Below are 25,443 nucleotides of genomic sequence, written 5' to 3'. Positions count from 1 at the left end.
GCGACGGGCGCTGAGCAGTCAGCGCCTGTCGCGGAACCAGTGCGGGTTTTCCGCCGGCGACCAACCCGGCAAGGTGAGATCTGGCCACGGTGGCCGCCGGATGAGGGCTGTCAGTCCCAACACCGCCGAGATCAAGCCGGTCAGTATGCCCAATGTCGAGGCACGGTCGGCGTTAAAGGCGGGCTGCCATTGAGCATTCCCGTCCTTGACGACAAAGACGCCCAGTGGTCTCGCGCGCGTTTCCAGGGGTGCGCCGTCCGCGCCGCTGCCCCGGGTGCGCACCTTGGCAACCGTGATGACCAAGGTGCCGTCGGCCGTCGTGTACGGCTCGCCATAGACGATGGACTTGCCGCCGTCGGTCACAAGTCCTTCAAATGAGGTTGGCAATCGCATGCCTCATTGTCATCGCTCAGCGCCCGGATGGCGAGAGCTTCTTTTCAGGCTTCCGCACCCGAGAACAACAGCAGATTCCCGTCGGGGTCCTTCACGATGAAGGTGACGCTGCCCCACTCCTCGGTCTGCAGGGGCTGATGGAAGACCACACCCGCCGCCTGGTACTCGTCGTGCAAGGGGCCCAGCTTGTAGGTCGTGAGCGTGGCGGCAAGCGGATCATGTTCCGTAGCAAGGAAATTGCCGTCATACACGGGGCCATTGACCTTGCGTAGGTTCAGGCTCGCCCCTCCGCGCCGCACCTGACCGTAGAAGGGCGGCTCGCCGTAGGTGAAGGCCACTTCGAATCCGAGCGTGTCGACGTAGAAGCCGATGGCGCGTTCGAAGTCGGTGACGAACAGTTGTGGTTCGGCAGCGACAATCTCGGAGGACCCCATAGTCAAAACGCTACCGTCGCGCCGGCCCCCATGTGGGACTATCTGTGGGTGGAGCCGGACGGTGACCCCGAAGCCCGAATCAGAGAGCTGGAACGCTCCCTGAACGAGACGGCGCGGACGTCGGAACTGGGTGTCACGAAACCGAACCCGTATCCGCCGACGGCGTCGGGCCAGTACCCGCTCCCGCCGGTCTACGGGACGCCGTATCCGCCCCGGCCCTCCGTCCGCAGATTCCGCCGGCGATTCATAGTCTTCTTCGCCCTGGTCACGGCGGGAGTGGCCGGACTCGTCTTCTACGCCGCCAAACCCACACTGCCCCAGCACGTGCGGACGAGTTCGAGCCCCACGGCGACACTGCCCGTCAGGTCGACGCTCGTGCCGCTTCCGACGCGGACCCGCGCGACTTCCTCGTCGAGCGCGCCCGCGGGCCCCACATTCGTGCCCGCGGGTTCGACCTTCAACGTCTCCGGCACGCATAAACAGGTCGCGGTCAACTGCGACGGTTGTCTGGTCAACGTCAGCGGAGTGTCCAATACCGTTGAAATCACGGGCAATTGCGACACCCTCACGGTCTCCGGTGTCGAGAACACGGTGCACCTGGAAACCGCCCGCAAGATCGGCGTCTCGGGCTTCGACAACAAGGTCACCTACTACGCCGGGGAACCGGAAGTCTCCAAGTCCGGTAACAACAACACCGTCGAGCAGGGCTGAGCTCAGCGGACCGGCGAGCGGCCATTCGACGCACGCTCAGCAGCCGCCAACAGCTCATCCCGAAACTGAGGGTGGGCGATGGATGCCAGCGCCTCTCCGCGCTCGCGGACCGTTCTGCCTTCCAGCTCTGCGGCGCCGTACTCGGTGATGATCACGTCGACCTGATGACGCGGCGTGGTGATGACGGCACCCGGGCCGAACCACGGCACGATGCGCGACTGCAGCACACCATCCTTTTCGAAGGTTGAGGGCAGGCAGATCAGCGAGCGGTCCGACAGCTCCAGCCCGGCCCCGGCCACGAAGTCCTCGGCGCCACCGATCCCGCTGAACTGCCCTCCGTTGATGGTGTCGGCGACAACCTGCCCCTGGATGTCGATTGAGAGCGCACCGTTGATCGAGATCATGTCGTTGTTGGCGCCGATAACCTCTGGCGCGTTGACAATCTCGACCGGCAGGAACGCGACATCGGTATTGCCGTCCAGCCACTTGTAGAGGTCCGGTGAGCCGAACGCGAAGGTCGTGACGCTCACGCCGTCGTACTGCCCCTTGCCGGTGTTGGTGACCTTGCCGGCGCGATGCAGCTGCATGCAGCCGTCGGTGAACATCTCGCTGTGCAGCCCATAGCCACCGCCATCGCCCTCCGCCAACAAAGTCGCAATCTGGTTGGGAATAGCGCCGATTCCGGTTTGCAACGTCGCCCCCGAGCCGATGAAAGCCACGGCGTGCTGCGCGATGGCCCGATCCACATCCGACGGCCCCGCATCGCCCCCGGGCAGCGCCAGCGGCGCGTCCGTCGAACGCACCAGGATGTCGATCTCATCGACGTGCAGCGCATGGCGATGCTGCTCCCCGAACCCGGCAGTGCGTGGATATCCGTCCGAGACTTCGACAATCAGCAGCCGCCCGGGATCAGCTCCCGCGCGGCGCAATTCACCGATCGTCCCGCCCGCGTGCAGCGAGAGGGAGCACCAACCGTCCGCGTCAGGCGGCGTGGCGACGGTCGTCATCACCCGTGGCGACTGGCGCTCAAGCAACGGCCCGAACCGGCGAAAGTCCGCGGCGGCGAACTCGATATCGGCACCCATATCCCGCAACGCGCGCTCAAGCGGGCCGAAAAAGCCGGACAGATAATGCACACCTGGCCGGGAGAACAGTTCAGTGCCGACGGCGAGCAGGGCGCCATACACCCGCAAATCGGTCCAGTCCTGGCGCACGCCGAGGGCGCGCAGCAAGGCCGGGGGCTGGCCGGGGCCCAGAGGGATTCCCAGCGAGTCGGCGCGGTTCAACAGTGCAGCGGCCTGTTCGGCGGTGAGCTCCTGCGGCATGGCACCCATCTTGCATGAACCGCTGGCCGTTGCTCGACCAAAGGGTTGCGGGGCTCACCGTTGGTAGTCACGCAACAAGGCTGCTAGAGGGGTTCGCCGATATCGGGGAGCAACGAAACGTCCTCAGGCTGTCCATTGCGAAACATTGCGGAGAGTTCGCGCACTCTTCTCTTGGCCCAGTCGGTACTGAACTCGCTCAACCATTCGTACTCGTACTTGAAACGCTCTTTACGGTCGCCTACGCGCCTGGCCGCTTGTTGGGTAACAACACTTTCGCAATACCAATAGAGAAGATCATCGAGGCTACCCACCTGGTCGAACCCCAACTTCCCGCGTTCGTAGAACGCGAAATGGTATCTGCCGCCCTCATCGACAAAGATGTTGAGATCGTCCTTGGTTCGGAGCCCGACAGGCATCGAACGAACTCCAAGTCGCTCGGAGAGCTGGTCTATTTCTGCTTGCAGTTCAGCAGACTTAGCGTCCAAGGGGTGGTCCGTAGTCATCCAGGATTCCTCTGTCAACTAGTTCTCTTACAGATACTTTGACGCCCTCTGGTCCAACAATCATGTACTGCGCAGCGCCTGGCGACGGGACCTGACCGTAGTATGGCGCGACAGGACCCTCCACGATCGCCCAGCCCGGAGGCAGTGGCTTTCCGGTGACCATATACCGGTTGTAATCTCCGCCAACTGATTCCGGCGCGAGTGACCTATCAGCGAACGGGGCTCCATCGGGCGCGAGATAGCGTCCACCTTCAGAGCCGAACCGGTCAATGATTGTTCCTGCAGGTAGCTGCGCAGGCTGTGGAGTGTGACCTAGCGGGAAGCCATCGTTGTCGGGCCAGTTACGGGTTTCGGGTGTGCCGAACTTACTTTCGAAGTCCTTCCATGGCATTCCGCCTGTGGCATTCCAGTCCCGCAGCAGGGCTGCCGGTGCTCCACCTTCAGTGAGGAGTTCGGAAGGGAGACCTGCCCTGACGGCTGCTCCTTCACCACCGAGAATTAGACCCGGAACCATCTGGGTGGCAATGGCGGATTTGTGGCCGAGGAAGGCTTCCGGGTTATCTACAGCGCCTTTGAGTTCGTCGATTCCGTCGATGACATTGTTGATCGGGTTTAACTGGTGCAGTAGTCCTTCGCCAGTGTTCTTCCAGGCGTCCTTGAAATCGTCAAGTCCGTTGGCACCCACCATGTCTTGGATGCCTTTGATGCCCTCATCCCAGCTAGCACGGTAGGCGTCTTTGAAGGTTTCCTTAACTCGCTCTTGTGGACCAGGTTCTGGCACCGCGACCATGGGACGGTCTTGTTGAGCGCCCTTGATTGCCTCTTGAAGCCGCTGCTCTGCCTCGGCGGGTGGGTAGATCTTCTGCAAATATCCACGCATCTGGTCGATGGCAGCTTTGCCTTGTGGACTGTTGGGGTCTAGCTTCGGTGCTGCCGGGCGCGGCTGCCGTTCCAACGGACTCTTCGGGTCCGTGATGCCCAGCGCGCCCAAGTTCCCGGTTAGGCCCCCCGCCCGCGGATCGGGCTGGAGCGGCTTGTCGCCGGGTAAGGGCGGGCCAAGCTTGGGTGCGTGCGGATCCACTGCAGTGGCGGCTGCGGCTTCGGTGCTGGCCGGTGTGCTGGACCGCGGATACCATTCCTTATAGAAGTTCGCATCTTTCGCACCGGGAACATCGGCAGGTTTTGTCTGGGCAGCGGCATTGTTGACGTTGAACGTGGCGGCCGCAAGATTCAACTCACCCGCGACCTTGGCCTCACCGGTCTCAATCTGGCTTTTGACAGTTTGTGTTGCTGCCCACCATTTATCAGCGCTGTCCTTAAGCTCCTTGGCCATGGTTGCCACGGCCTGACGGCTTTTCTCAACGGCCTCATCACTCATACCGCTGGGTGGGGTATAGGTCATGGAGAGATCATCGTTGACCGTCACACCTTGTTGCTGCTCAGCGTGATTGATGATCGCCTTAGCGGCGGTCAACGGCGGCAACACGCTGTAGGTGACAGTGGACGTGACTTCGTCAGCAAGCCCATCGATCGAGTCGCGAATGGAACCAACAGTTTTCAGGCCATCGCCGGCGTTCTGCTGGGCTGCCTCGGCGAACTGCCCCTCCCAATAGGTGCCACCTGGTTTGTCCACATAACCTTTGAACGTTTCAGTCCGTGACTCCAATTTCTGCACGGACTGCTTCCAGCCCTGTATCGGAGCCAGGTAGGCATTCTGGTCGGTATTCAGAATCAGCTGTTTAGTGGGAGACATAGCGGATGTCCTCGGTCAGCCCTTACGACCCAAGGTTGGGACGCTTTTCATCAGCGCCACTCCGTGCTCCTCATTCGCAATCAAGCCTTGCCGACCGGCTTCGCATACTTCGCCGAACACGTTCATCCATCCGGCGACAATCTTCTGGGCGTTCGGCAACGTCCTACCTGTCAACGATGCGATCGCCGCCAACGCCGGATCACTGCCGCCGGACGCCGCCCCCGCGGCTGTCTCACCTTGGATCGCTTGAGCTAGCTCTTGAACCTGCGGACGCAGCTTTCCCAACGCGTCCAAATCGGCCTTAATCCGATCTACCACCCCAACGCCCCCTGCGGTTTGATACAGCAATACGAACTGCTGCTAGCCAAACTATACGCAGTAGCCAGATTCCGGTATCCACGATTTCGCAGGGTGCGAGCAACGCTACTGGCCAGCGCTCTCCCGGCTGGTCGCAATTTCCACGTACCGATATGACCGTCTAGTTGTGAGCCTCGTGACTAGGACGTGGTCTATATGTCCGCATATGCACTCTGCCCCCATCCGGACTCAAACGGCGCGCAGCTGATTCAGTGGCCGGTGCTCGACCAATGGGGGTTGCGGGACTCACTTAGGAACCTCACTTAAGACCATATGTGGCGAGAACGCCGGGAGTAGGCTCCGCATATCCCGACCGCGCCTCCGCGCGCCGGGTAACTCGGTCTCGCGGGAGGCCACCTTGAGACAACTGGACAACGCCGATACACCCCAGCGCGAACTGGCCATCGAACTGCGCAATGTAGTGCGCGAGTACAGGGTTGGCGGGCAGACGGTGCGCGCCCTCGACGAGATCAGCCTGCGCCTGTCCGGCGGCCAGTTCGTCTCGATTGTCGGGCCATCAGGGGCGGGGAAAAGCACACTGCTGCATCTGCTCGGGGCGTTGGACTGCCCCGACTCGGGATCGATCACCTTTGACGGTGAAGAGATCGGCAGGCTCCGCGACGAGCAACAGTCGGAGTTCCGCCATCATCGGGTCGGGTTCGTCTTTCAGTTCTTCAACCTGCTGCCCACGCTCTCGGCGTGGGAGAACGTGGCGGTGCCGAAGCTGCTCGACGGCGTCCGCCTCGGCAAGGTGAAGGCGGACGCGGTTCGGCTGCTGGACCGGGTCGGCCTCGGTAAGCGGACCGAACACCGCCCGGCCGAACTGTCCGGCGGCGAGATGCAACGCGTCGCGGTGGCGCGAGCCATGATGATGGACCCGCCGCTGATCCTTGCCGACGAGCCCACCGGGAACCTGGATTCCCATACGGGCACCGCCATCCTGGCTCTGCTCGCCGAGGTCGCCCACGAAGAGGGCTCCGGCCGCCTGGTGGTGATGGTGACCCACAACGCCGACGCCGCCGCTGCAACCGATCGGGTCATCACACTGCAGGACGGTCGGCTCGGTTCCGACGAGATGTCGGTGGCGCCAGGGTGAGTGGTCGCGGACGCCAGGAGCAGCACGGCCCCGGAGCCGCCATCGCCGCCGCAGCGAGCAGGCTACGTGTGTTCAGTCTGCGCGAATTGACCGTACATCGTCGGCGCACCATCGCCTCGATCGCCGTAATGGCAGTTTCCGCAATGTATCTCGTGGCGATATTCGGAATCTTCGGGTCGATCACCGGATCGGTCAACCGGCTTGCGGACGGCGTCGCCGGAGTCGCCGCACTCGAGGTATCGGGTATCACCGATGCCGGGTTCCCCGAAGCGGTCTTGGCCGATGTCGCCAAGGTTCCCGGCGTGGCGACTGCGGCACCGATGATCCGGATGTCCGCACCCACCGATACCGAACCGGTTCTACTGTTCGGCGCCGATGACCGCAGCGCCGCGCTGGAAGGCGCCTTGAAAGAAGCTGTCGGCGTGAAGGTTGACGCGCCATCACGGGAAGCCGCCGGTGTCCAGATCGGACCGTCCGTCGGCCACGCGAAGGGCGATACATTCCGGCTCGGCTCGGGTTCGGTCACCGTGGCCGAGGTGCTCCAGGGCGAGCAACTCGCGGATCTCAATGGCGGGCACTATGTGCTCGCCGCACTGCCGTTGGCGCAGGAGGTCACCGGGCGGCAAGGTCAGCTCGATTCGATTCTGGTCACCACAACGCCGGGTGCGAATCTGGCCGCAGTCCGGGATGGGGTCACCGCCGCCGTGAACGGCCGGGCGATCGTCGCCGATCCGAGCCTGCGGGCGGTGCGGGCCGGCGACGGCGTCAAGCTGATGAACTACATGGCTCTCATGGGCGCGGCGGTCGCGTTGGTGGTCGGGGCGTTCCTGATCTACACGACGATGACCATGGCGATCGCCCAACGCCGCCCGGTCATCTCGATGCTGCGCGCCATCGGCGGCCGCCGCGTCACGATCATTCGCGACATGCTCGCCGAGGCCGCGATCCTCGGGCTGATCGGCGGCACCATCGGGTCAGCTCTCGGAATTCTACTGGGCCGAAAGGCGATTGGCCGATTGCCGCCGACGGTAACCCAGGGGCTCGAAGCACGCATCGAATACTGGCTGCCCGACTACGCGATCCCGGCTGCCGTCGCCGCGACGGTACTGACCAGCGTGGCCGCGTCGGCGATGGCCGCGCGGCAGGTGTACAAGGTGTCACCAATCGAGGCGCTGGCACCCGTCGGGGTTTCCGTGGCCGACAACGTGCCGCGTTGGCTGCGTGTCGCCAGCGGAGTCGTGGCGGCGGCGGTGTTGGCGGCATCGATGCTGACCGTGCTCTACCAACCAGGGTCGCTTGCCTTCGTCGCGATCGCAGCACTGTTCGTCGCCGAGATCGCGCTGGGTTTCGCGCTCGCCGGACCCATCGTCGGTGCGACAGCCACCGTGGCCCGAGTCTTCGGTGCGCCCGGGGCGCTGGCGGCGCCGACGGTCCAGCGCGCGCCGCGACGGGTGTGGGCCACGGTCATGACCGTGCTCATCGCCGTAGTCACCACCGTGGTGATCACCGGGACGAACAACGACATGATCCGATCCGCGCGCGCCATCTTCGCGCCGGTCGCCGATGTCGATGTCTGGGTGAGCGCGAACTCACCCGACCGCTACGCCACTGACGTTCTGCCGCACGGTCTTACCGAGGAGGTGGCTGCGGTTCCTGGCGTCGCGAATGTCGTCGAAGGCGCCTCCGGATTCGCCGTCATCGGCGGCACCCGCGTGATGCTCAATGGATTCTCCCCCGGCACCCACGATCCGCTCTTTCGTGCGCTCGACGAACGGGTACGTCAGAACGTACTCGCTGGCCGGGGCGTGGTGCTCTCACAGAACCTGGGCAAGACTCTCGGCGTCTCGGTGGGCGACGAGCTGGAGCTGCAAACACCCCACGGTCCACAGCGCACACCCGTGCTGGCCTTGGTGCCCTATTTCTCGACGGTCATCGGCACCGTCGGAATGAGCCTGGAACGCATGCGGGCATGGTTTGACCGCCCGGGCACGGCGACACTGCAAATCACCGCCGCCAACGGCACAGATCCGGGGCGGCTGCTGAACGGTATCCGCGGTGTGGTGCCCGCACCGAACTACGTGTACGACGGCCGCGCCGCGTTGGCCGGCCTGGAAGCCCCACTGCACCAAAGCATGCTGATCGCCAACGCAGTATGGGTCATCGTGGTGTTCGTCGCCGCGGTCGCGCTGCTCAACACGTTGACGCTCTCGGTACTCGAACGTCGCCGGGAAATCGGTGTGCTGCGCGCGATGGGATCCAGCCGCCGGTACACCTTGGGCATGGTTCTTGCCGAGGCCGCCGCCATCGGCGTCGTGGGCGGTGTCGCGGGGCTGCTGGTCGGTGTGGTTGATCAGTGGCTGTTCAGCCTCGTCAGCGGCAGTGTCATGAACTTCGACGTCACCTTCCGGCCGAGCCCGATGGCCGTGGCCTTCACCGTGGGCGCGCTGGCGATCAGCCTGCTGGGCTCGGTCCCGCCCGCACGCCGCGCGGCGCGGCTCAACATCATCGAGGCCATCAGCGTCGAATAACGATGTCGAATAGGGCTATTCGGACACGGTGGCGACGCCCTGCAGGTGAGGCGTGCACGGCGGCGGAACCAGCGTTCGTCGAACGCTACGCAGGCCGCTGGTATCGAATCCGGCCGCGGCAATCGCTTCGACGGTCCGGCGGTTCGGCTCGCATCCGGAGGCAAGCCACGACCACGGCTTGGCGATCAGATCCTGAAAGCGCCCCATTAGGCCGTCCCCGCGAACATGCTCCAGAACCACCAACCGGCCTCCCGGGGCAAGCACCCGCCGGATCTCGCTGAGGGTTGCCGCCACATCGTCCACCGAGCACAACACCAGCCCGACATGCACCGAGTCGAAACTGTTGTCCGGGAACGGTATCGCCTCCCCGACCCCCTCCACGATGTCGACCTCGACGCCACAGCGGCGCGCAAGGGCGCCAGCCATCCGGCGCATCGCCGCCTCCGGCTCGACCGCCGCGACCGATGTCACCGCGGGCGGAAGGAACATGAGGTCGGTTCCCGGGCCGAGACCCACGATCAGCAACCGGCCGGTCGCCATACTCATCGCCGCCTGCCGGTATCGGCGATAGAACAGCCGGTCAAATACCGGCATGCCGAGCCCATATATATACGGGAACAACGGATTACGGTGCTTCACGTGTCACCGCCACCCAAGTCCATTCGGAACGGCGGATACTCGTCGCACATCAACGAGACGTACACCGCGACCCGGTAACGCCACCGCACGATTCCCATGAGGAGATCGAACATGCCTTGCGACACCGTGCCTCTCACCAACAACCGCACCGCGGAGATCACGGCCAGCACCTGCAGCAGTGGCTCCATGGCCCAGCAGATGATGATCTGCGGCAGTGCCAGCAATACCTTCACGAGCACCGCCCACTGGGTGAGGCGTTCTGGATAGTCGACGTCGAGTTCGCCGGGATAGTCGGGCCGCGCGGCGAGCGTGAAAGGCGGATACCTATCGGTGCTGTTCATCGGAAACCGGTAGTTCATCACCCGCCAGGACCACCGCAGCACTCCGACGTTGACGTCGAAGATGATTCGCGGATATCGCCCGGTGAACAAGATCGCGATACCGGCGACGACGGTCAGCACCGGATACATCAGATAAAGAACGATCAATATGGGGTAGTGCGGCACCGCCAACACGCACCATTTGACGAGAAAGAGCCAGCGCGACGGCGCGTCGATCGCGCCTCGCACACGGACGGCGTCGGACATCACGGCCGGCAGGCGGTGTCGGCGGCATGGCCCCGGCTGATGTCAGCGGCCATCCGGCGATGACTCACCGACTGTAAGAACGTCGCCAGTGCCCACGTCATGAAACGGTCCGAGGCCATCGCCGCCGTTCTCAGCACGGCCTCACCGTGCGAAACCTGAAGCGAGGCAGCCCGGGAGACGGCGGCGGCGCGGCGCCGGCGGGTCTTCTCATACCAGCGCAGCGCCTCGGGCAGATCGGTGTTGTTGCCGCGCTGAAATTCCGAAACCGCCTTGCACAGCACCATTGTGTCGAGCAGTGCCTGGTTGGCGCCTTGCGCAAGCGTGGGCGGCATGGTGTGGGCCGCATCGCCGAGCAGCGTCAGCACTCCATGGCCCGGCCGGGGAATCGGATGGCGGAAATGCGGATAGGGCGAATGCGCCAGATCATCGTCGGTGAGCGTCGCAAGCACGCGATCGACGGGCTCGGACCACCCGGCGAACGTGGACCGGATCATGTCGATCGGGCGTTCGGGTCTGACAAAGCCGGACGACCAGGGCAGGTCGAACCACCACTGCACATCGGAGCCTCCAGCAGGCCACAGACCGAGGCTTGCGCGCTCACCGATGACGACAAAGGCGTCACGCTCATCGGCGCCGTCCGGGAGAGCTGTCAGCCCCTGCCAGCTGCACCAGCCTGTCGGCTCCGCATGGTCTGCGCCGACGGCGTCGCGAACGAGTGAATGCCTGCCATCGGCGCCGATCACCAGGTCTCCCTCGGCCACGCTGCCGTCCGCGAACTCGACCCGCGCGCCGTTACGTCCACCCATCACGGAAACGGCCCTGGCATTACACCGGATACGTTCCGCCGGAAAGCCTTTCAGCAGCCGCTCAAGCAGGACATAACGCGGGACCATCCGAATCGGCTCGCCCAGCCGGTCGGCGATCGAGGCCACGTCCAAGGTGGCCAGCGGGCGCCCCGTCGACGTCATGACCCGCACCGTGGACAGCTGCTGGCCGGCCCTGTCCATGTCCACGCCCAGCTGCCGCAGCACCGTGGCGCCATTGGACCAGATGGTCACCGCACCGCCACCGGCGTGCACATCCGGACGCTGCTCGTAAACAGTCACGTCATGGCCGTCGCGCAATAGCCCCCGCGCAATGGAGATACCGCCGACACCGGCACCGACGACCAGGACCCGCAACGACGGCGCCTGCGCTGCTGGTATCAGCTTCATGGGTCGGCTCGTGAGCCGTTTTGGCTCCACGGCTCAATGTATGACCGCGGCGAGCCCGCTGTACACGGTTTTGGCCCCAGGGCCGTTATCACTTCGTACTCTGTGCCCCCAGTCGGACTCGAACCGACACTTGGCGGATTTTAAGTCCGCTGCCTAGCTCACACATTTGGACCACGTGGCGCTGCGACGCCCGTTCGCCCCCTATCGCTGCTGGTCACGCATCCTGAGGCCACTCACTTTTGTCGATCAGCGTGCGGGAAATCAATAACCTGAGACGAGCCGGAGGACTCTGGCGAAGAGCTTGGACCAAAACGTCGTTCCTTATGAAGGAGCTTGAGCACAATGCCGAATCGCTGGATTGGGAAGCGGACCTGCACGCCTGAACTTTGGTTCCCCATCCCACAATGCGGTGTCAGCCCAATCGGACTGCCTGCGCCACGACGAACTCACATCGGAGTTGCGCCTCGCCCATGTGAGGAACTCCTGCCAGCCGGCGCGGTATTCGACTTCTGTACCGACGGACCAAACACGTCGGTATACGCGGCTACGTCAGGCCTGCACTGGCAGGGGACCGTCACGACGTTTGACTACGTCCTCGTCTAGTTACATCTGTTCGTAACTGATAGATAGTTACGGGCCGGGTCAGTAAGACTGGGCCTATGAGTGAACTCGACAAGGCGTGGGCGATACATGAGATCGACAAGTTCATGGACTCGAGCGAACTCGTCCATACGCCGGCGCGCAATCGCTCTAGTTCGGTCGTGTCTCAAAGAGACCCTGATGCAGTCGTTGCTGGGCATGCGCACGTAGTGGAGCAGATCCTGAACCGAGTCACACCCGGTTGGAGATCGGCTGTCTCTGCCGCAAGTGAGCATCACCAATGGGCGCCGCTGCGTGAAGCGGCAGCGCGAGGAAAGGCGGCGCTGGAAGGTGAAGACGATGTTCGGCTGCATCTTGGAGACGGAGCAGTTCAACGCGATTCAGGTCAGCTTCATCCATCTGCCATAAACAACCTCGTTAGCCGTCGGTGGAGCATTCGACAAGCAGTGATGCATTGGCTCTTTAACGAAGCCATCAGCGGTAACAAACGCCCTGCGTTGAGCGTCGAGGGCGTGGCACGGTCGGTGGATTGGCGCGAGCAGGAGCTCACAACGGATGAGGTAGATGGAGCGTCGGTATGGCTCAAAAACAACGGGCTGATCGAGGGCCTGGAAGCCTGGGGTGGCGGTGTCGTACGCCCATCGCTCACCGGCCAGGGGGAGGCGTTGGTCGAATCAGGACGGACCGTCCGAGACTTCGTTGGCGTTCTGGGCACACCCGGCCACGTAGACGAACCGGCGACCGGCGAGGATAAGTCGGTGTCTGCGGCGGTCTTCTTGGTACATGGACGTAATTCATCTGCGAAATTCGAGGTTGCACGCTGGCTCGAGCAATCCCTAACCGCAGACATCATCATTCTCGACGAGCAGGCGAACCGTGGCCAGACCATAATCGAAAAGTTCCAGGCCCACGCGGACGCCGCCAAGTTTGCCGTCGTCTTGCTCACGAGTGACGACATCGGGGGGACCAGCGATTCAGAGTTACACCCTCGCGCGCGTCAGAACGTGATCTTCGAGATGGGATACTTCTTCGGAAAGCTTGGTCGCGATCGCGTAGCCGTGCTGAACGACGGGGTCGAACACCCATCTGACTTCGCCGGCGTGGGCTACATTCCCTTCTCAGGCAACTGGAAAGAGGCCTTGTCGCGTGAGCTGCGAGCGGTGAATTTTGTCGTTAACCCGACCTAACGGACTGAACTTGGCGAGTGGCCGAGCTTGAAGTGAGTTCGGTCGCGAGCGCCGCTGGGCGGCGCTGATGGGCAATGGGTAAAGAGCAGGCAATCGGTCGCCGCAAGGTGCAAGCTCCAACTTCCGCGACAGCACACGGCGAGTTCCGAGCTGCCATCTAACGCACAGCAGGCGTGAGCAGTGTCCGTCCCCTGTCCCCGGCCGTCAGCCACTCGGCTATCGGGCGGATGGCGTCCCGCATCCGAGCCGTTGATGTCGCTACCATCCGAGGATGGCGTCGGGAACCCAAGATCTCTCAGTCCGTAGTGAGAGTGTCCAACGAATGTACGACCTGTACTTGTCGGATCGCTTCCAGGTCAATCGACGGTATCAACGGAAGCTCGTTTGGAGCGTCGAAGAAAAAGAGAAGCTAATCGACTCGATTTTTCGCGATCTACCGCTGCCCCTCTTCCTCGTCGCAGAACTGGCCACCGAAGGTACGATTACGTACGAATTGATCGATGGATTGCAACGGCTGAACGCGATTTTTGCGTTCCTAGAGAACGAATACTCCGTGGGCGGCCGATTTTTCGACCTCGATTCTCTGGCAGATACAAAATTGCGGAAAGATGAGGGCAAACTTGTTCAACGGAAGCCCATACTCAATCGTGAGGAGTCCGCTGCACTTGCTAACTACACGGTCGCATTATCAGTGTTCCGTGCCGCCGACGAAGCAAGCGTTGAAGAGGTCTTTCGTCGCATAAATTCCGGCGGACGACGTCTCTCCCGCCAATCACTTCGACAAGCTGGGACGATTTCATCGCTAGCTGATCTTGTCCGTGTCGTATCCTCACGAATTCGTGGCGATACCTCTCCCAGCGAGTCAGTACCGCTCCGAAGGATGCCACAATTAAGTATCACAAATTACAACTTGGACTATGGAGTAAACGTTGACGAAATATTCTGGGTTGTTAACGGGATTCTACGTCGCGAAGATGTCCGCGAATCGTTAGACGAGCAACTTGTCCTCGACGTCCTACTCGACTGCTTGATCGAGCCATTGCCGACCTCAGGGACGAGGATAAGAGACGAATACTACAACTATGGCGACCCTGACCAAGGCATCAGTCGAGAATCACTGACGATCGCTAACGCAATTGAAACTGCTGGCGCAGAAAACGTCGCCGATGCTTTCATGCGCGTTTATGACGAGGTTAGGTCCGTCCTCGCGGCTAGCGGCCAGAAATTCTCCTCCCTCATCGCCGCTGGGAGCGGTGGCCGGGCTCCACGTTATTACCACGGTGTATTCATGGCCTTCTACGAGCTCATCGTCAAAGATCGCCTACGGGTTAGGGACTACCAAGCAGCAGCTGCTGCCCTTACAAATATCGGTTCTGGGTCGATGAACGTACCGGGCGGCGGCGGTGACTGGACCGGCCCGACAAAGCGAACCACCATCGATTCAGTCAAGGGGATCATTCGAAGCGCATTTGAAGGCCCGATTGTTGGGGAAGATTTGGCTGCATTCGGCTATGCGAGCCAGCTCGAAACCATTTTGAGCAATGCGCTCGTAGAACAGCAATTATTTGACTGCAAGCAGGGGCTATACAGCCTTGCACCGGTGAGAAAATTTGACGAGGACAACTTCAAAAAGATCGCGAAAACAATGTCAGCGATGGCCAATGGAGGTAAACATACAGTCGGTTACGTGGCAGTTGGAATTGCTGATACAGACGCAGATGCCCAACGGATCACTCAACTCGATGGCGTGAGCCCTATCCTCTTCCGCGGTTTTCGAGTAGTGGGTATAGGCCGTGAAGCTCTCTTGCGAGGAGTAGACCTGAACGACTATTGGCACTGGCTGATCCAAAAGCTCCCTTCGACCGGACTTGAGCCAGGTCTTGCTTCATCCATCGCCAACAGTGCCCGGTTGGTTCCATACCATCAGCACGCGGTCTGTCTCTTTAAAGTACAGGCCGGTGATACCCCGAACTTCTTCGACGGGAAGATCTATGAGCGCTCGGGCTCGGACACGGTCCAAGTGCCCAACGAGCAGTACGTACGCATATTTGACGCTTTCCGCTGACCTGTGCGGAGTACCGACGACGATGAAACTTAAGTCCGGATTTGACGTCACGGACGGTATCGCGATCCACTTGCCGTCGAGTTCGGAATGCGTGCCGAAAGGGTGCAGTGACAGGCCGGTCGAAGAGATTCCGGCGGACTGATGTTCCTAGCTTGCAGCTGCTGCGCGTTTAGCGCGCATTACCTTTGACTGCCGTTGCCGGTGCCCCCAGTCGGACTCGAACCGACACTTGGCGGATTTTAAGTCCGCTGCCTCTGCCAATTGGGCTATGGGGGCCTTGCAGGTCAGCCCTAGTTCTACCCGGCACATCCCCTAGCGCCAACTCCCGGCCCCAGCGCCCACTGGCCTAGGACAAAGATCACACCCCTGCGCGACACACCCTGGCGTCACATTGAAACTCTCCGTCGGATAGTGATACCCCTTGTACAACACCAGGATTCGATCGGACTCTGGTGTGATTCGTCACCAGACCGCGCGAACGCCGACATTGAAAGTTGCCGCCCGCTCCTCGCACGACGGGTCACCTGCGAACTAGGAAATTCCTTAGTTAGCGCAGGTAGTGTTTTCCTTCGTGAGTCGGGAGTTGGATATGTCAGATGCAGTGGCGGTTCGCCAGAATGGAATTGAGGATTATCTCGACGCCCAGGGCGCGATCGACCTGCCTCCCGGCACCACGCTGCTCTCCAACTTCGCACACAACACCGCCGAGTTCGGCGCCACGGCCGCCTACCGCTACCTGGACTTCACGCGCGACGATGACGGTGTCGCACTCGAACTGAGCTGGCTGGAGCTGGACACCCGGATGCGCGCCATCGGCGCCCGCCTGCAGCAGGTCACCCAGCCGGGTGATCGCGTCGCGATCCTGGCGCCGCAGGGCCTGGACTACGTCATCGGATTCTTCGCGGCCATTCAGGCCGGAAACATCGCGGTTCCCCTCTTCGCCCCCGAGCTGCCCGGCCACACCGAACGCCTCGACGCAGTGCTCTCCGATGCCACCCCGTCGGTCATCCTGACCACCGACAGTGCCGCCGAATCGGTGAACGCGTTCTTGCGCAAGCTTCCTCGCGGGCGGCGCCCGCGCGTCATCGCCATCGACGCGGTGCCTGACTCGGTCGGCGCAACATTCGTCCCCGCCGAACTCGATTCCGAGGACCTGGCCTACCTGCAGTACACCTCGGGTTCCACCCGTACCCCGGCCGGTGTCGAGATCACCCACCGCGCGGCCTGTACCAACGTGCTGCAGATGATCCTGGCCGGCGGCCTGGACACCAACATCCGCAGCGTGAGCTGGCTGCCGCTGTATCACGACATGGGCCTGATCATGATCCTGTTTCCCCCGCTGTGCGGCGGCCACATCACCTTGATGTCGCCGTTGGCCTTCGTGCGGCGCCCCCGGCGCTGGGTCAAACAACTGGCCACCGAATCCGCGTTCGGGCGGGTGTTCGCCGCCGCCCCCAACTTCGCCTTCGAACTCGCCGCCCAGCGTGGCCGCCCACCGGCCGGGGAAACCTGGGATCTGAGCAATGTCGCGGGCCTGCTCAACGGATCTGAGCCGGTGACCATCTCCGCGATCGAGAAGTTCACCGAGGCCTTCGCTCCCTACGGATTCCCGGCCACCGCGATCAAACCGTCGTACGGCATGGCCGAAGCCACGCTCTCGGTGGCCACCATCGCCACCGACGCGCGCCCCAGCGTCATCTACCTGGACCGCGACCAGCTCGCCGAGGACCGCGCCGTACCCGTCTCACCGGATGCCCCCATGGCGGTCCCGCACGTCTCCTGCGGTCAGGTGATCTCCAGCCAATGGCTGACCATCGTCGACCCGCGCACCGGAAACGAACTCCCCGAAGGGGAAATCGGTGAGATCTGGCTGCACGGCGACAACATCGGCCGCGGCTACTGGGGCCGCACCAAGGAAACACAAGACACCTTCGGCAACACACTGAAGTCGCGACTCACCCAGCGCAGTCACGCAACCGGAACCGCCACCGAGGCCCGCTGGCTGCGCACCGGCGACCTCGGGGTGTACCTGAACGACAATCTCTACGTCACCGGCCGCATCAAGGACCTCATCATCATCGACGGGCGCAACCACTACCCGCAGGACATCGAGGCCACCGCCTCGGATGCCTCATCCGCGGTGCGTTCCGGATACGTCGCGGCGTTCTCCGTCGCCGCCAATCAACTCGCCGAGGCCGCCATCGCCGACACCAGCGAGCGCCTGGTCATCGTCGCCGAACGCGCACCCGGATCGGGACGGGCCGAGCAGGCTCCCGTCGTCGAGGCGATCCGTGCCGCCATCTCACGGCAGCACAATCTGCCCGTGGCCGACGTCCGGCTCGTCGCCGCGGGAGCGATACCCCGCACCACCAGCGGAAAGCTCGCCCGCGGCGCGTGCCGGGCGGAATACCTCACCGACACCTACCGCTAAAACTGGCCTCAACTGTGCGTTGAATCACACTGGGAGTCCGCCCCCTCGCGTTGAGAGCGCGCGGTATCGGTGTTTGACTTAGTAGATGGCCACTACGAGCCCGCCGCAGGTGTCCCTTCAGGACGCCAAAGCCGCCGACGCGAACCTCGCTGATCGCATCAATGCGCTCTTCCAGTCGCATCGTCGTCCCGACGGCCGGATGTGGACCAATGATGAGGTCGCCAACGGAATCAAGAAGGCTCACCCCGGCATCAAGGTCGGCGGTGCCTACCTCTCGGCGCTGCGCACCGGTAAGCGCGCCCGTCCCGCCATCGACCTGCTCGGCGCACTGGCCGACTTCTTCCGCGTTCCGCTCTCGGTGCTCACCGATCCCGAGCGCACCTACTCGCTCGATGAGCGTCTCGGTGCGCTGGATGAGACCACGCGGGACGAGGTGGAGCTGATCGCGTTACGTGCGATCGGCCTGAACAAGCAGAGCCTGGAAACAGTCGCCGCCGTGCTCGATCACGTGCGCGCGCTGCAGGGCCTGCCGACGGTGGACAACCCGGTCAGCAACGGGCAGTAATCATGCCGAAGATGCGTTGTGTCACAACCGATCTACGGTCCACTCGCGAACTTCAAGCTATCCACAAGCAGTGCACCCGCAAGCTGGCGGACCTGGGTCTGGACACGCTCACCACCGTCGAGGACATCCGCGCCCGCGCCAGTGAACTCAGCGAGCGCGACATCCAGCTGGTGCCCTACGCGCTCTCCGGCAGCGGCGTGCACGGCCTGCTGGTCCGCACCGATGCCACCGACTACGTGGTGTACGACAGCGACACCACCACCATGCATCGCGAGCACATCATCCTGCATGAGCTGAGCCATGTGATGTGTGGACACACCAGTTCAAGCAAGCGTGAACTGGCCGAAGTCCTGTGTCGCGAGACCTATCTCGACGACCAGGAGGTCGAGGCAGAAATGCTCGCCTCCATGATGGGCCAGCGCGTCAGTCCCGACAGCCACCGCCCCATCCCCGTCACGAACGCCAACCTGCGGCGCATCCTGGCATCACTCGTGCTGGAAGGCTCACCGGCGGCACCGTGACCTCAGTTTTTGAAGACTCCGCCGCGGCGTATTCGATAGCGGCCGTCTTCAGCTTTGGCGCCGTGGTCGTGGTCGCCGCCGCGATGCTGCGTTCCCGGGTCCGTCCACCCGCCTCGGTGGCACTGTTGTTGTCATTCCTCTTCAAGGGCATCGCCGTCACCCTGGCGACACCACCGCTCTACGAGAAGTTCGACAACTTGGTCGGCGTACATAACATGGGCCGGCTCGTCTTGAACCTCTCTGGCGGCATGGCATGGACCGCATGCGTTCTCACCGTCATCACCTTCTGGGGTGAATCCGGTCCCCGTGCGGTGCAGCGCGCACGGCTCTGGGTTGGCATGGCGGTAGCCATCGGCGCCGCGCTGACTCTCTGCTGGTTTGTGGCACCGACTTCCGAACTGCCACAAGACTTCTACGCCTCGCACGGCAACAAGCCGGCCTGGGTGCTCTACATGCTGATCTATCTGATCACCTACGGCCTGGGCGCCCTCCTGATCACCGTCAAATGCCTGCAGTACGCCCGTTTTCACGATGTCGCGTGGCTGCGACGCAGCATGCTGCTCACCGCGGCCGGAGCCGCCATGTGCCTGTTGTTCTGCATCATGCGGGCACACTCGGCCATCTACGGCATGATCACCAACGACAGCTACTCCTGGCAGCGTCTGGCCCCACTGGCCGCCACCATCGGGCAGATCCTCATCGTGGTAGGCCTTGCCGGACCGTCCTTCTCACAGCTGGTCACCTCGGCACGCCAACGCATCCAGGCCTACCGGCAGCACCGTCAACTCGAGCCGCTGTGGACCGCGCTGTATGAGGGCAACGCCCAGATCGCACTGGCACCACCGCAGGCCGCCATCGGCGATCACAATTATCGGCTCTACCGCAGAATCGTCGAGATCCGCGACGGCCTGAGCGCCATCCGCCCCTACCTCACCGAAGACGCGTCCACCACGTCAGCGGCGCGCCAAATTCATTCGGCCATCGAACAACAGCGCACCGCACCGCAGCACGACAAGACCTCCGGCACCAAGATCATCGGCGAACGTACCGGCGCCAACCGCAAGGAAGAACTGAACTGGCTCCTGGACGTCGCCCGGGAGCTGCAGAAGATCAACCGCCAACACACGCCTGCGACGCTGGCGCCGGACTTGGTTTCGTCGTCGTCCGGGCAGACGAGCTCGTAAACACCCGCACGATCTCGCGGATGGCGATGAACACCAGATAGGACCCGAATACCAGCGCGAGCCAGCGCGCGTTCAGGGCGAGCGCCAGCAGCGCCCCAATGACGGTGCCCGGCAACGCGAATGCCGCCAACCGGAAACCAATCGGAGCATCAGCGGTGCCCTGACGCAGATGTGTGGTCGCCGCGACCAGCGCGTTGGGCAACATCACCATCAGCGAGGTGCCCTCTGCCACGTGCAGATCGGAACCAAACAGCACCAGCATCGCCGGAACCGTCAGCAGCCCACCGCCGAGACCCAGTGCGGCCGACCACGCACCGACCACGAAACCGACCACGGCACCGATAGCGATGACCGATGGCAAATGGGCGAGCACAGCGTCGGGAAGCAGCGCCTCACCCGCCGAAGGGTCGATGCCTGCGGCGCTGAGCAGCAGTTTGAGCGCGGTGGCCAGCAGCACAAAAACGAACAGCGCCTTGAGGATCCACTCGGGAATGCGGGCCACCAGCTTGGCCCCCACCACCGCGCCGATCACGCCGCCCGCCATCAGCCCGGCGCCCGCCACCACGTCCACCTTCGCCCCGTGCAGCGCGTAGACGGTGCTGCCCGCGATCGCGGCAGAGACGTTCGGCAGCGTCGAGGTGCCGTGAATGACGGCCCGGCTCAATGTGGTCGCCCGAGCCAGCGAGGGCACGGTGATCACTCCGGTGCCACCGCCCAGCAGGCCGCCCGACATACCGCCGAGCACCCCGATGCGGGCAAGCGTCGCCAGGCTCGGACGCGGCCCAGGATCTCCGGTCACCCGGCCACCCGCAGCTTCTCGATATCGGAGAACTCGGACAGCCGGAAGAACGCCTCGGCGCGATCCAGGATGCGCTCACGCATCGTCACCGTCTGCCCGTGGTTGCAGCCGGCCAGTAGGGCGAAGTAGGCACGCGGCATCCGGACCGCCGCCTCCCGCGACTCGGCCAGCCGCATCGGGTCTTCGGACCCGGCGAAAAACAGTGTGGGCGTCTCGATTTGGAGCAGGACATCTTCGGCGACACCCGGCTCGGCATCCCACTGCCGCAGCAGCGCCGCCAGGCCACGCTGGCCCAGGGCCTCGATGGTCGCCCGGAATCCCGAGCTCATCTGCTGGCCGCGGTGTGCCTCCCAGCCGTCGACGAAGGCCTCCAGACCGGACTCCTCCACCACGCGAACGGCGTTGGGGAAGATCAGAACGTCCACCGCGCCACGCTGCGGCCGGTGCGAGGACCCCGCCACCACCAGTGAGGTGAGCCGCTCGGGCGCGGTGGCGGCAAGGGTGAGCCCGATGCGCCCGCCCAGCGAGTAGCCGATGTAGTGCGTCCGGTGGATGCCCAGGTGATCCATGACCGCGCAGACATCTCGCGCCGACGAGGCGATGGCGTATCCGCCGGGATGATCAGGCTTCTCGCTGGCGCCGTGCCCACGCACGTCGATGGTGGTCACCCGGTACTGCTGAGACAGCTGCGCGATGTAGCCGTGCTTGGACCACACGGCCGAGTTCTGCAGGCTGCCGTGCACCAACACCACATCGGCGACACCGGGCCGCGCGCGCCCATATGTCCGGTACGCGACCGCGGCACCGTCCGGGTCGGGCCGTCGCACGAAACCTGTTTCCGAAACCCCAATTTCGCGTACTTCGGCCTTCGACATCAATCCGGACATGGGATATCCAAACCTTCCGCACCTAATCAAACGTTGCTGATCCGGGCTCCGCGCGGCGCTGCGCTTTCTCAACTGACCGTTTATGGAACTTCAACTGTCCGTTATCGGTCCGTGTTGATATATCAACTGTCAGTTGATTTGATCAACTTGTCAACTGGAGCAGGGGGTACATTGTCAACTGTTACGCAGGTCACATGGTTACGTGTTAAGGCCTGGTTACCTGCGTAAGGACATCGCGATGCCGTCGAGGATGTCGTGCTCGCTGACCACCAGCTCGGTGATGCCGGCGCGGGCAGAAAACTCGCGCGCCAGTTCCTGCACGACGATCGATCCACCACCGATGACGTCGACGCGTCCCTCATGCATCGGCCCTAGGGCGGCGCGCTGCGCGCGCGGCATCGCGATCAACTCGGACGTCACCTCGGACAAACGCTCCAGCGGCACCCGCGACAGGTGAATCGCGGCGGGATCGTAGGCATCCAGCCGGTGCGCCAGCGCCGCCAGCGTGGTGAAGGTGCCCGCCACCCCCACCCAGGTTCGCGCGTCCTGGACCGGCACCACCTCGAACGTCCGCGCCAGCTGCGCACGCACCGCATCGCGTGCTGCCTCGATCTCATCGTCGGTGGGCGGATCCGAGCGCAGGCACCGTTCGGTGAGCCGTACGCATCCGATATCGGCCGAGAAGCTGGCCCTCACCTCATCGGCATCACCGATCACAGTCTCGGTCGACCCTCCGCCAAGATCCACCACAACATAGGGTCCGGCCGCCGAATCCAACTCGCCTACCGCGCCGGCAAATGACAGCCCGGCCTCCTCGGTGCCCGTGATCACCTCCGCCACCGCGCCCGGAACAACGGATCCGAGCAACTCAGCGGTCATCGCAAAGAATGCCTCGCGGTTCGTGACGTCACGCGCGGCCGAGGTGGCCACCATGCGCACACGCTGTACCCCAAGGGAGCTCATCAATTCCGTGTACGCCCCGAGCGCCACTCGGGTGCGCGCGATGGCCTCCGGCGCGAACTCCCCCGTCGCGTCCACGCCCTGCCCCAGCCGCACAATCCGCATCTCGCGGTGCACATCGGTCAGCCGTCCGGCGTCGTCAACATCCGAGACCAGCAGGCGGATCGAGTTGGTGCCGCAATCCACGGCGCCAACCCGCAGGGCCGTCACCAGACCTCCGGCAGCACACCCGGCATGGTGCCCAGCAGCTCTCGAATCGCCTCATCCCCCAGAGGATTGACTCCGGGCCCCACGGCAAGTGAATGTCCGATCAGCACATGCAGACACTTCACCCTGTCCGGCATTCCGCCTGCGGTCACCGTGGTGCCGAGCGGCTCGATGGCGTCACGCTCGGCGAGGTAGCTCTCGTGAGCGCGCTGATACGCGGCGGCCAGCTCCTCATCGGAGGCAAGGCGATCGGTCATATCGCGCATCAGTCCGCCGGACTCCAGACGGCTCGCCGCGGCCGTCAGAGCCGGGTGCGTCAGGTAGTAGAGGGTGGGAAACGGTGTGCCGTCGGGGAGCCGCGGAGCGGTCTTGACGACGGCGGGCTCCCCGTTGGGACAACGGTAGGAGACCTCCAGCATGCCTCGCGGTGCGCGACCCAATTGCCTTGTGACCGCGGCGATATCGTCGTCGGAGATCACGGGATCGGCGCCGGGGCGGTCGGTATGGCCGTGGGCGAGTCGGCGATGTTGTGCCACAGGTTGGTGTACCACGGGTTGCCGTTGTCCACGGGCCCCTGGCTCTGCGGTTTGGCATCGACGGGGGTGTTCGGCAGCTGCACCTGGAACGGCACCTCACCCGGCATCACGAATCCCAGCCGCTCACGTGCCTGGGCGGCGATATAGGCCGGGTCCGCCAGCCGGCGCTTCTTGTCCTCGAGCCCGGCGATCTGGTCGCGCAGCTGAGCTTCGGCCGCTGCCAGCTGATTCCGTTCTGCCTGTTGCGAGAAGTAGGTGCGCACCGGACCGGCCACGGTCAGGGTCAGCGCACACACCACGGCGGCAAGAACAGCGGCCCGGCGTGCGGTGGACCCCAGGCGCTGCTCGGACTGATGCTCGGCACTGCGTTCGATCGACGCGGCCACCGCACCGGTCGCCCCGCCGGTCTTGGCAGCCTTGGCAGGAGCCGCCGGACCGCTGCGGGCTGGGCCTCGGACGACCTTCTGCACCGGCCGCTTGACCGGTGTCCGTTTACGGGCAGCCGGAGCCGGACCCCGCGACCTACCGGACGCGGGGCGGCGCTTGGAATCAGCCATAGCTCGGCCTCAGCCCGTCGGCTTGTCCGCTAGTCGGACGTCTCGATCGAGAACCGCGGGAAGGCAAGGTCTCCCGCGAAACGGGCAGCGTCCCCAAGTGTTTCCTCGATACGCAGCAGTTGGTTGTACTTGGCCACCCGCTCGCTACGCGCCGGGGCGCCCGTCTTGATCTGGCCGCTGCCCACCGCGACCGCCAGGTCCGCGATGGTGGTGTCCTCGGTCTCGCCACTGCGGTGGCTCATCATCGTCTTGTAGCCGCTGCTGTGCGCCAGTGTCACCGCATCCAGCGTCTCGGTGAGGGTGCCAATCTGGTTCACCTTGACCAGCAGGGCATTGGCGGCGCCCCGCTCGATGCCCTCTTCGAGGCGCTCGGGGTTGGTGACGAACAGGTCGTCGCCGACCAGCTGCACCCGGTCACCGATCGCCGTGGTCAGTGCCACCCATCCGTCCCAGTCGTCCTCGGACAGCGGGTCCTCGATCGACACCAGCGGGTAGGCGTCGAGCAGCTCGGCGTAGAAGGCGCCCATCTGCTCGGCGGTGCGCTTCTCCTTCTCGAAGCTGTAACCGTCAGCGGCGCTGTAGAACTCGGTGGCCGCGACATCCAGCGCCAGCGCCACATCCGAGCCCAGCTTGAGACCTGTCGCCTCGATCGCGGTGCTGATCAGATCCAGCGCGGCCCGGGTTCCGGCGACATCGGGGGCGAACCCGCCCTCGTCACCCAGTCCGGTGGACAGGCCCTGCTTCTTGAGCACGGACTTCAGCGAGTGGTACACCTCGGTGCCCCAGCGCAGCGATTCCTTGAAGCTCGGCGCACCGATGGGCGCCACCATGAACTCCTGGACATCGACCCCGGTGTCGGCGTGTGCGCCGCCGTTGAGGATGTTCATCATCGGCACCGGCAGGATGTGCGCGTTCGGGCCACCCAGGTACCGGAACAGTGCCAGCCCGGCCGAGTCGGCGGCAGCCTTCGCCACCGCCAGCGAGACGCCCAGGATGGCGTTGGCGCCGAGGCGCGACTTGTCCGGGGTGCCGTCCAGATCGAGCAGGGCCTGATCGATGAGGCGCTGGTCATCGGCGCTCTCACCGATGATGGCCGGGGCGATCTCGTCGAGTACGGCGTTCACGGCCTTGGTGACACCCTTGCCGCCGTAACGTGCGTCGCCGTCGCGCAGCTCAACGGCCTCATGCTCACCGGTGGAGGCACCCGAGGGGACCGCCGCCCGTGCGAACGTGCCATCGGTCAAGGCGACCTCGACCTCGACGGTCGGATTGCCGCGTGAATCGAGGATCTCGCGGGCGCCTACCTGCTCAAGAATCGGCACTGTCTCTCCTTAGGGGTGCTGCGGTTCCGACGTCGTATGTTGATGAGCCACTCGGGCGAAGAACATCGGGTACAGACTAGTG

The 25,443-nt window shown here is 63.8% G+C and carries 24 protein-coding genes and 2 tRNA genes; 9 read left to right on the top strand and 17 right to left on the bottom strand.

Annotation, left to right across the window (positions count from 1 at the left end; all coding sequences use genetic code 11):
• Nucleotides 1–18: 18 nt before the first annotated feature.
• Together AOT87_RS01925 and AOT87_RS01920 are read right to left on the bottom strand one after the other, a co-directional pair.
• Complete coding sequence (locus AOT87_RS01925; RefSeq protein ID WP_057967229.1) at nucleotides 19–393, bottom strand: hypothetical protein; 375 nt, start codon at nucleotides 391–393, stop codon at nucleotides 19–21.
• A gap of 44 nt (nucleotides 394–437) precedes the next feature.
• Nucleotides 438–827 carry a VOC family protein gene (locus AOT87_RS01920; protein WP_057967230.1) on the bottom strand — a complete coding sequence of 130 codons (390 nt, stop codon included), beginning with the start codon at nucleotides 825–827 and terminating at the stop codon, nucleotides 438–440.
• Between the two features lie 30 nt (nucleotides 828–857).
• On the opposite strand from AOT87_RS01920, the gene AOT87_RS28950 reads away from it, so the two are divergent.
• Complete coding sequence (locus AOT87_RS28950; protein WP_196325794.1) at nucleotides 858–1,538, top strand: DUF3060 domain-containing protein; 681 nt, start codon at nucleotides 858–860, stop codon at nucleotides 1,536–1,538.
• A 2-nt stretch (nucleotides 1,539–1,540) separates the two neighbouring features.
• Here AOT87_RS28950 and AOT87_RS01910 read toward each other — a convergent pair whose 3' ends face one another.
• The 4 genes from AOT87_RS01910 to AOT87_RS01895 all read right to left on the bottom strand — a co-directional run bounded on the left by AOT87_RS01910 (nucleotide 1,541) and on the right by AOT87_RS01895 (nucleotide 5,437).
• Entirely contained in the window at nucleotides 1,541–2,863 is a 1,323-nt protein-coding gene (locus tag AOT87_RS01910) for an acetyl-CoA hydrolase/transferase C-terminal domain-containing protein (RefSeq protein ID WP_057967239.1), read from the bottom strand.
• A gap of 83 nt (nucleotides 2,864–2,946) precedes the next feature.
• Entirely contained in the window at nucleotides 2,947–3,366 is a 420-nt protein-coding gene (locus AOT87_RS28230; protein WP_057969784.1) for a hypothetical protein, read from the bottom strand.
• Nucleotides 3,338–5,119: a TNT domain-containing protein gene (locus AOT87_RS28225; protein WP_057969783.1), complete on the bottom strand. Its 1,782-nt coding sequence runs from the start codon at nucleotides 5,117–5,119 to the stop codon at nucleotides 3,338–3,340. Before AOT87_RS28225 ends, AOT87_RS28230 begins: the two co-directional genes overlap by 29 nt.
• 15 nt (nucleotides 5,120–5,134) lie before the next feature.
• The gene (locus AOT87_RS01895) at nucleotides 5,135–5,437 is read right to left on the bottom strand and encodes a hypothetical protein (protein WP_057969782.1); all 303 of its coding nucleotides are present in this window, start codon (nucleotides 5,435–5,437) and stop codon (nucleotides 5,135–5,137) included.
• 436 nt (nucleotides 5,438–5,873) lie between these two features.
• On the opposite strand from AOT87_RS01895, the gene AOT87_RS01890 reads away from it, so the two are divergent.
• Nucleotides 5,874–6,572: an ABC transporter ATP-binding protein gene (locus AOT87_RS01890; protein WP_057966850.1), complete on the top strand. Its 699-nt coding sequence runs from the start codon at nucleotides 5,874–5,876 to the stop codon at nucleotides 6,570–6,572.
• Nucleotides 6,573–6,700: 128 nt separating this feature from the next.
• Complete coding sequence (locus tag AOT87_RS01885) at nucleotides 6,701–9,100, top strand: FtsX-like permease family protein (RefSeq protein ID WP_234795842.1); 2,400 nt, start codon at nucleotides 6,701–6,703, stop codon at nucleotides 9,098–9,100.
• Nucleotides 9,101–9,115: 15 nt separating this feature from the next.
• Here the strand turns inward: AOT87_RS01885 and AOT87_RS01880 are convergent, their stop codons facing one another.
• The 4 genes from AOT87_RS01880 to AOT87_RS28760 all read right to left on the bottom strand — a co-directional run bounded on the left by AOT87_RS01880 (nucleotide 9,116) and on the right by AOT87_RS28760 (nucleotide 11,722).
• Entirely contained in the window at nucleotides 9,116–9,739 is a 624-nt protein-coding gene (locus tag AOT87_RS01880) for a class I SAM-dependent methyltransferase (protein ID WP_057966845.1), read from the bottom strand.
• A complete protein-coding gene (locus AOT87_RS01875) occupies nucleotides 9,736–10,308 on the bottom strand; it encodes a DUF4389 domain-containing protein (RefSeq protein WP_057966848.1) in 573 nt (190 codons plus the stop codon). The genes AOT87_RS01880 and AOT87_RS01875 overlap by 4 nt, the downstream gene beginning before the upstream one ends.
• Before the next feature lie 17 nt (nucleotides 10,309–10,325).
• The gene (locus tag AOT87_RS01870) at nucleotides 10,326–11,540 is read right to left on the bottom strand and encodes an NAD(P)/FAD-dependent oxidoreductase (protein ID WP_057966844.1); all 1,215 of its coding nucleotides are present in this window, start codon (nucleotides 11,538–11,540) and stop codon (nucleotides 10,326–10,328) included.
• A 103-nt stretch (nucleotides 11,541–11,643) separates the two neighbouring features.
• Nucleotides 11,644–11,722: transfer RNA gene (locus tag AOT87_RS28760), tRNA-Leu, on the bottom strand.
• 477 nt (nucleotides 11,723–12,199) lie between these two features.
• Here AOT87_RS28760 and AOT87_RS01865 point away from each other — a divergent pair.
• Nucleotides 12,200–13,327 (top strand): nucleotide-binding protein, encoded by a 1,128-nt coding sequence (locus AOT87_RS01865; protein ID WP_198528426.1) that lies wholly within the window; start codon nucleotides 12,200–12,202, stop codon nucleotides 13,325–13,327.
• A 322-nt stretch (nucleotides 13,328–13,649) separates the two neighbouring features.
• On the top strand, nucleotides 13,650–15,392 hold the full coding sequence (locus AOT87_RS01860) for a DUF262 domain-containing protein (RefSeq protein WP_057990728.1): 1,743 nt from the start codon (nucleotides 13,650–13,652) through the stop codon (nucleotides 15,390–15,392).
• Between the two features lie 202 nt (nucleotides 15,393–15,594).
• On the opposite strand, the gene AOT87_RS01855 is transcribed toward AOT87_RS01860, so the two are convergent.
• Nucleotides 15,595–15,668, bottom strand: a tRNA-Leu gene (locus tag AOT87_RS01855).
• A 313-nt stretch (nucleotides 15,669–15,981) separates the two neighbouring features.
• Between AOT87_RS01855 and AOT87_RS01850 the strand changes: the two genes are divergently transcribed.
• The 4 genes from AOT87_RS01850 to AOT87_RS01835 all read left to right on the top strand — a co-directional run bounded on the left by AOT87_RS01850 (nucleotide 15,982) and on the right by AOT87_RS01835 (nucleotide 20,093).
• A complete protein-coding gene (locus AOT87_RS01850; protein ID WP_057966843.1) occupies nucleotides 15,982–17,823 on the top strand; it encodes a fatty acyl-AMP ligase in 1,842 nt (613 codons plus the stop codon).
• Between the two features lie 85 nt (nucleotides 17,824–17,908).
• Nucleotides 17,909–18,388: a hypothetical protein gene (locus AOT87_RS01845; protein WP_057966842.1), complete on the top strand. Its 480-nt coding sequence runs from the start codon at nucleotides 17,909–17,911 to the stop codon at nucleotides 18,386–18,388.
• Nucleotides 18,389–18,390: 2 nt separating this feature from the next.
• Nucleotides 18,391–18,909 carry an ImmA/IrrE family metallo-endopeptidase gene (locus AOT87_RS01840; RefSeq protein ID WP_030094601.1) on the top strand — a complete coding sequence of 173 codons (519 nt, stop codon included), beginning with the start codon at nucleotides 18,391–18,393 and terminating at the stop codon, nucleotides 18,907–18,909.
• Complete coding sequence (locus tag AOT87_RS01835; RefSeq protein WP_057966841.1) at nucleotides 18,906–20,093, top strand: MAB_1171c family putative transporter; 1,188 nt, start codon at nucleotides 18,906–18,908, stop codon at nucleotides 20,091–20,093. Before AOT87_RS01840 ends, AOT87_RS01835 begins: the two co-directional genes overlap by 4 nt.
• Here the strand turns inward: AOT87_RS01835 and AOT87_RS01830 are convergent.
• From AOT87_RS01830 to eno, 6 genes are all read right to left on the bottom strand, one after another.
• On the bottom strand, nucleotides 20,020–20,892 hold the full coding sequence (locus AOT87_RS01830) for a sulfite exporter TauE/SafE family protein (protein ID WP_081343207.1): 873 nt from the start codon (nucleotides 20,890–20,892) through the stop codon (nucleotides 20,020–20,022). The two genes, AOT87_RS01835 and AOT87_RS01830, sit on opposite strands and share 74 nt — an antisense overlap.
• Nucleotides 20,889–21,779, bottom strand: a complete 891-nt coding sequence (locus AOT87_RS01825; RefSeq protein WP_052399428.1) for an alpha/beta fold hydrolase — start codon at nucleotides 21,777–21,779, stop codon at nucleotides 20,889–20,891. The genes AOT87_RS01830 and AOT87_RS01825 overlap by 4 nt, the downstream gene beginning before the upstream one ends.
• A 216-nt stretch (nucleotides 21,780–21,995) precedes the next feature.
• The gene (locus AOT87_RS01820; RefSeq protein WP_109398663.1) at nucleotides 21,996–22,940 is read right to left on the bottom strand and encodes a Ppx/GppA phosphatase family protein; all 945 of its coding nucleotides are present in this window, start codon (nucleotides 22,938–22,940) and stop codon (nucleotides 21,996–21,998) included.
• Nucleotides 22,941–22,945: 5 nt separating this feature from the next.
• Complete coding sequence (locus tag AOT87_RS01815) at nucleotides 22,946–23,425, bottom strand: DUF501 domain-containing protein (protein WP_046252783.1); 480 nt, start codon at nucleotides 23,423–23,425, stop codon at nucleotides 22,946–22,948.
• The gene (locus AOT87_RS01810) at nucleotides 23,422–23,952 is read right to left on the bottom strand and encodes a septum formation initiator family protein (RefSeq protein ID WP_030094595.1); all 531 of its coding nucleotides are present in this window, start codon (nucleotides 23,950–23,952) and stop codon (nucleotides 23,422–23,424) included. The genes AOT87_RS01815 and AOT87_RS01810 overlap by 4 nt, the downstream gene beginning before the upstream one ends.
• A gap of 116 nt (nucleotides 23,953–24,068) precedes the next feature.
• On the bottom strand, nucleotides 24,069–25,361 hold the full coding sequence (gene eno, locus AOT87_RS01805) for a phosphopyruvate hydratase (protein ID WP_046252782.1): 1,293 nt from the start codon (nucleotides 25,359–25,361) through the stop codon (nucleotides 24,069–24,071).
• Nucleotides 25,362–25,443: the final 82 nt, after the last annotated feature.

The sequence above is a fragment of the Mycobacteroides sp. H003 genome, assembly GCF_001440135.1.
Classification (GTDB): domain Bacteria; phylum Actinomycetota; class Actinomycetes; order Mycobacteriales; family Mycobacteriaceae; genus Mycobacterium; species Mycobacterium gwanakae.
The sequence above is the reverse complement of the archived record's forward strand: the minus strand, read 5'-3'. Positions and strand labels throughout refer to the sequence as shown.

Excerpts from the sequence above, each read along its gene's own strand:
- AOT87_RS01925 (WP_057967229.1), bottom strand. The coding sequence starts at position 393 with ATGCGATTGCCAACCTCATTTGAAGGACTTGTGACCGACGGCGGCAAG.
- AOT87_RS01920 (WP_057967230.1), bottom strand. The coding sequence starts at position 827 with ATGGGGTCCTCCGAGATTGTCGCTGCCGAACCACAACTGTTCGTCACC.
- AOT87_RS28950 (WP_196325794.1), top strand. The coding sequence starts at position 858 with ATGTGGGACTATCTGTGGGTGGAGCCGGACGGTGACCCCGAAGCCCGA.
- AOT87_RS01910 (WP_057967239.1), bottom strand. The coding sequence starts at position 2,863 with ATGCCGCAGGAGCTCACCGCCGAACAGGCCGCTGCACTGTTGAACCGC.
- AOT87_RS28230 (WP_057969784.1), bottom strand. The coding sequence starts at position 3,366 with ATGACTACGGACCACCCCTTGGACGCTAAGTCTGCTGAACTGCAAGCA.
- AOT87_RS28225 (WP_057969783.1), bottom strand. The coding sequence starts at position 5,119 with ATGTCTCCCACTAAACAGCTGATTCTGAATACCGACCAGAATGCCTAC.
- AOT87_RS01885 (WP_234795842.1), top strand. The coding sequence starts at position 6,701 with ATGGCAGTTTCCGCAATGTATCTCGTGGCGATATTCGGAATCTTCGGG.
- AOT87_RS01870 (WP_057966844.1), bottom strand. The coding sequence starts at position 11,540 with ATGAAGCTGATACCAGCAGCGCAGGCGCCGTCGTTGCGGGTCCTGGTC.
- AOT87_RS01865 (WP_198528426.1), top strand. The coding sequence starts at position 12,200 with ATGAGTGAACTCGACAAGGCGTGGGCGATACATGAGATCGACAAGTTC.
- AOT87_RS01860 (WP_057990728.1), top strand. The coding sequence starts at position 13,650 with ATGTACGACCTGTACTTGTCGGATCGCTTCCAGGTCAATCGACGGTAT.
- AOT87_RS01850 (WP_057966843.1), top strand. The coding sequence starts at position 15,982 with ATGTCAGATGCAGTGGCGGTTCGCCAGAATGGAATTGAGGATTATCTC.
- AOT87_RS01845 (WP_057966842.1), top strand. The coding sequence starts at position 17,909 with ATGGCCACTACGAGCCCGCCGCAGGTGTCCCTTCAGGACGCCAAAGCC.
- AOT87_RS01840 (WP_030094601.1), top strand. The coding sequence starts at position 18,391 with ATGCCGAAGATGCGTTGTGTCACAACCGATCTACGGTCCACTCGCGAA.
- AOT87_RS01825 (WP_052399428.1), bottom strand. The coding sequence starts at position 21,779 with ATGTCCGGATTGATGTCGAAGGCCGAAGTACGCGAAATTGGGGTTTCG.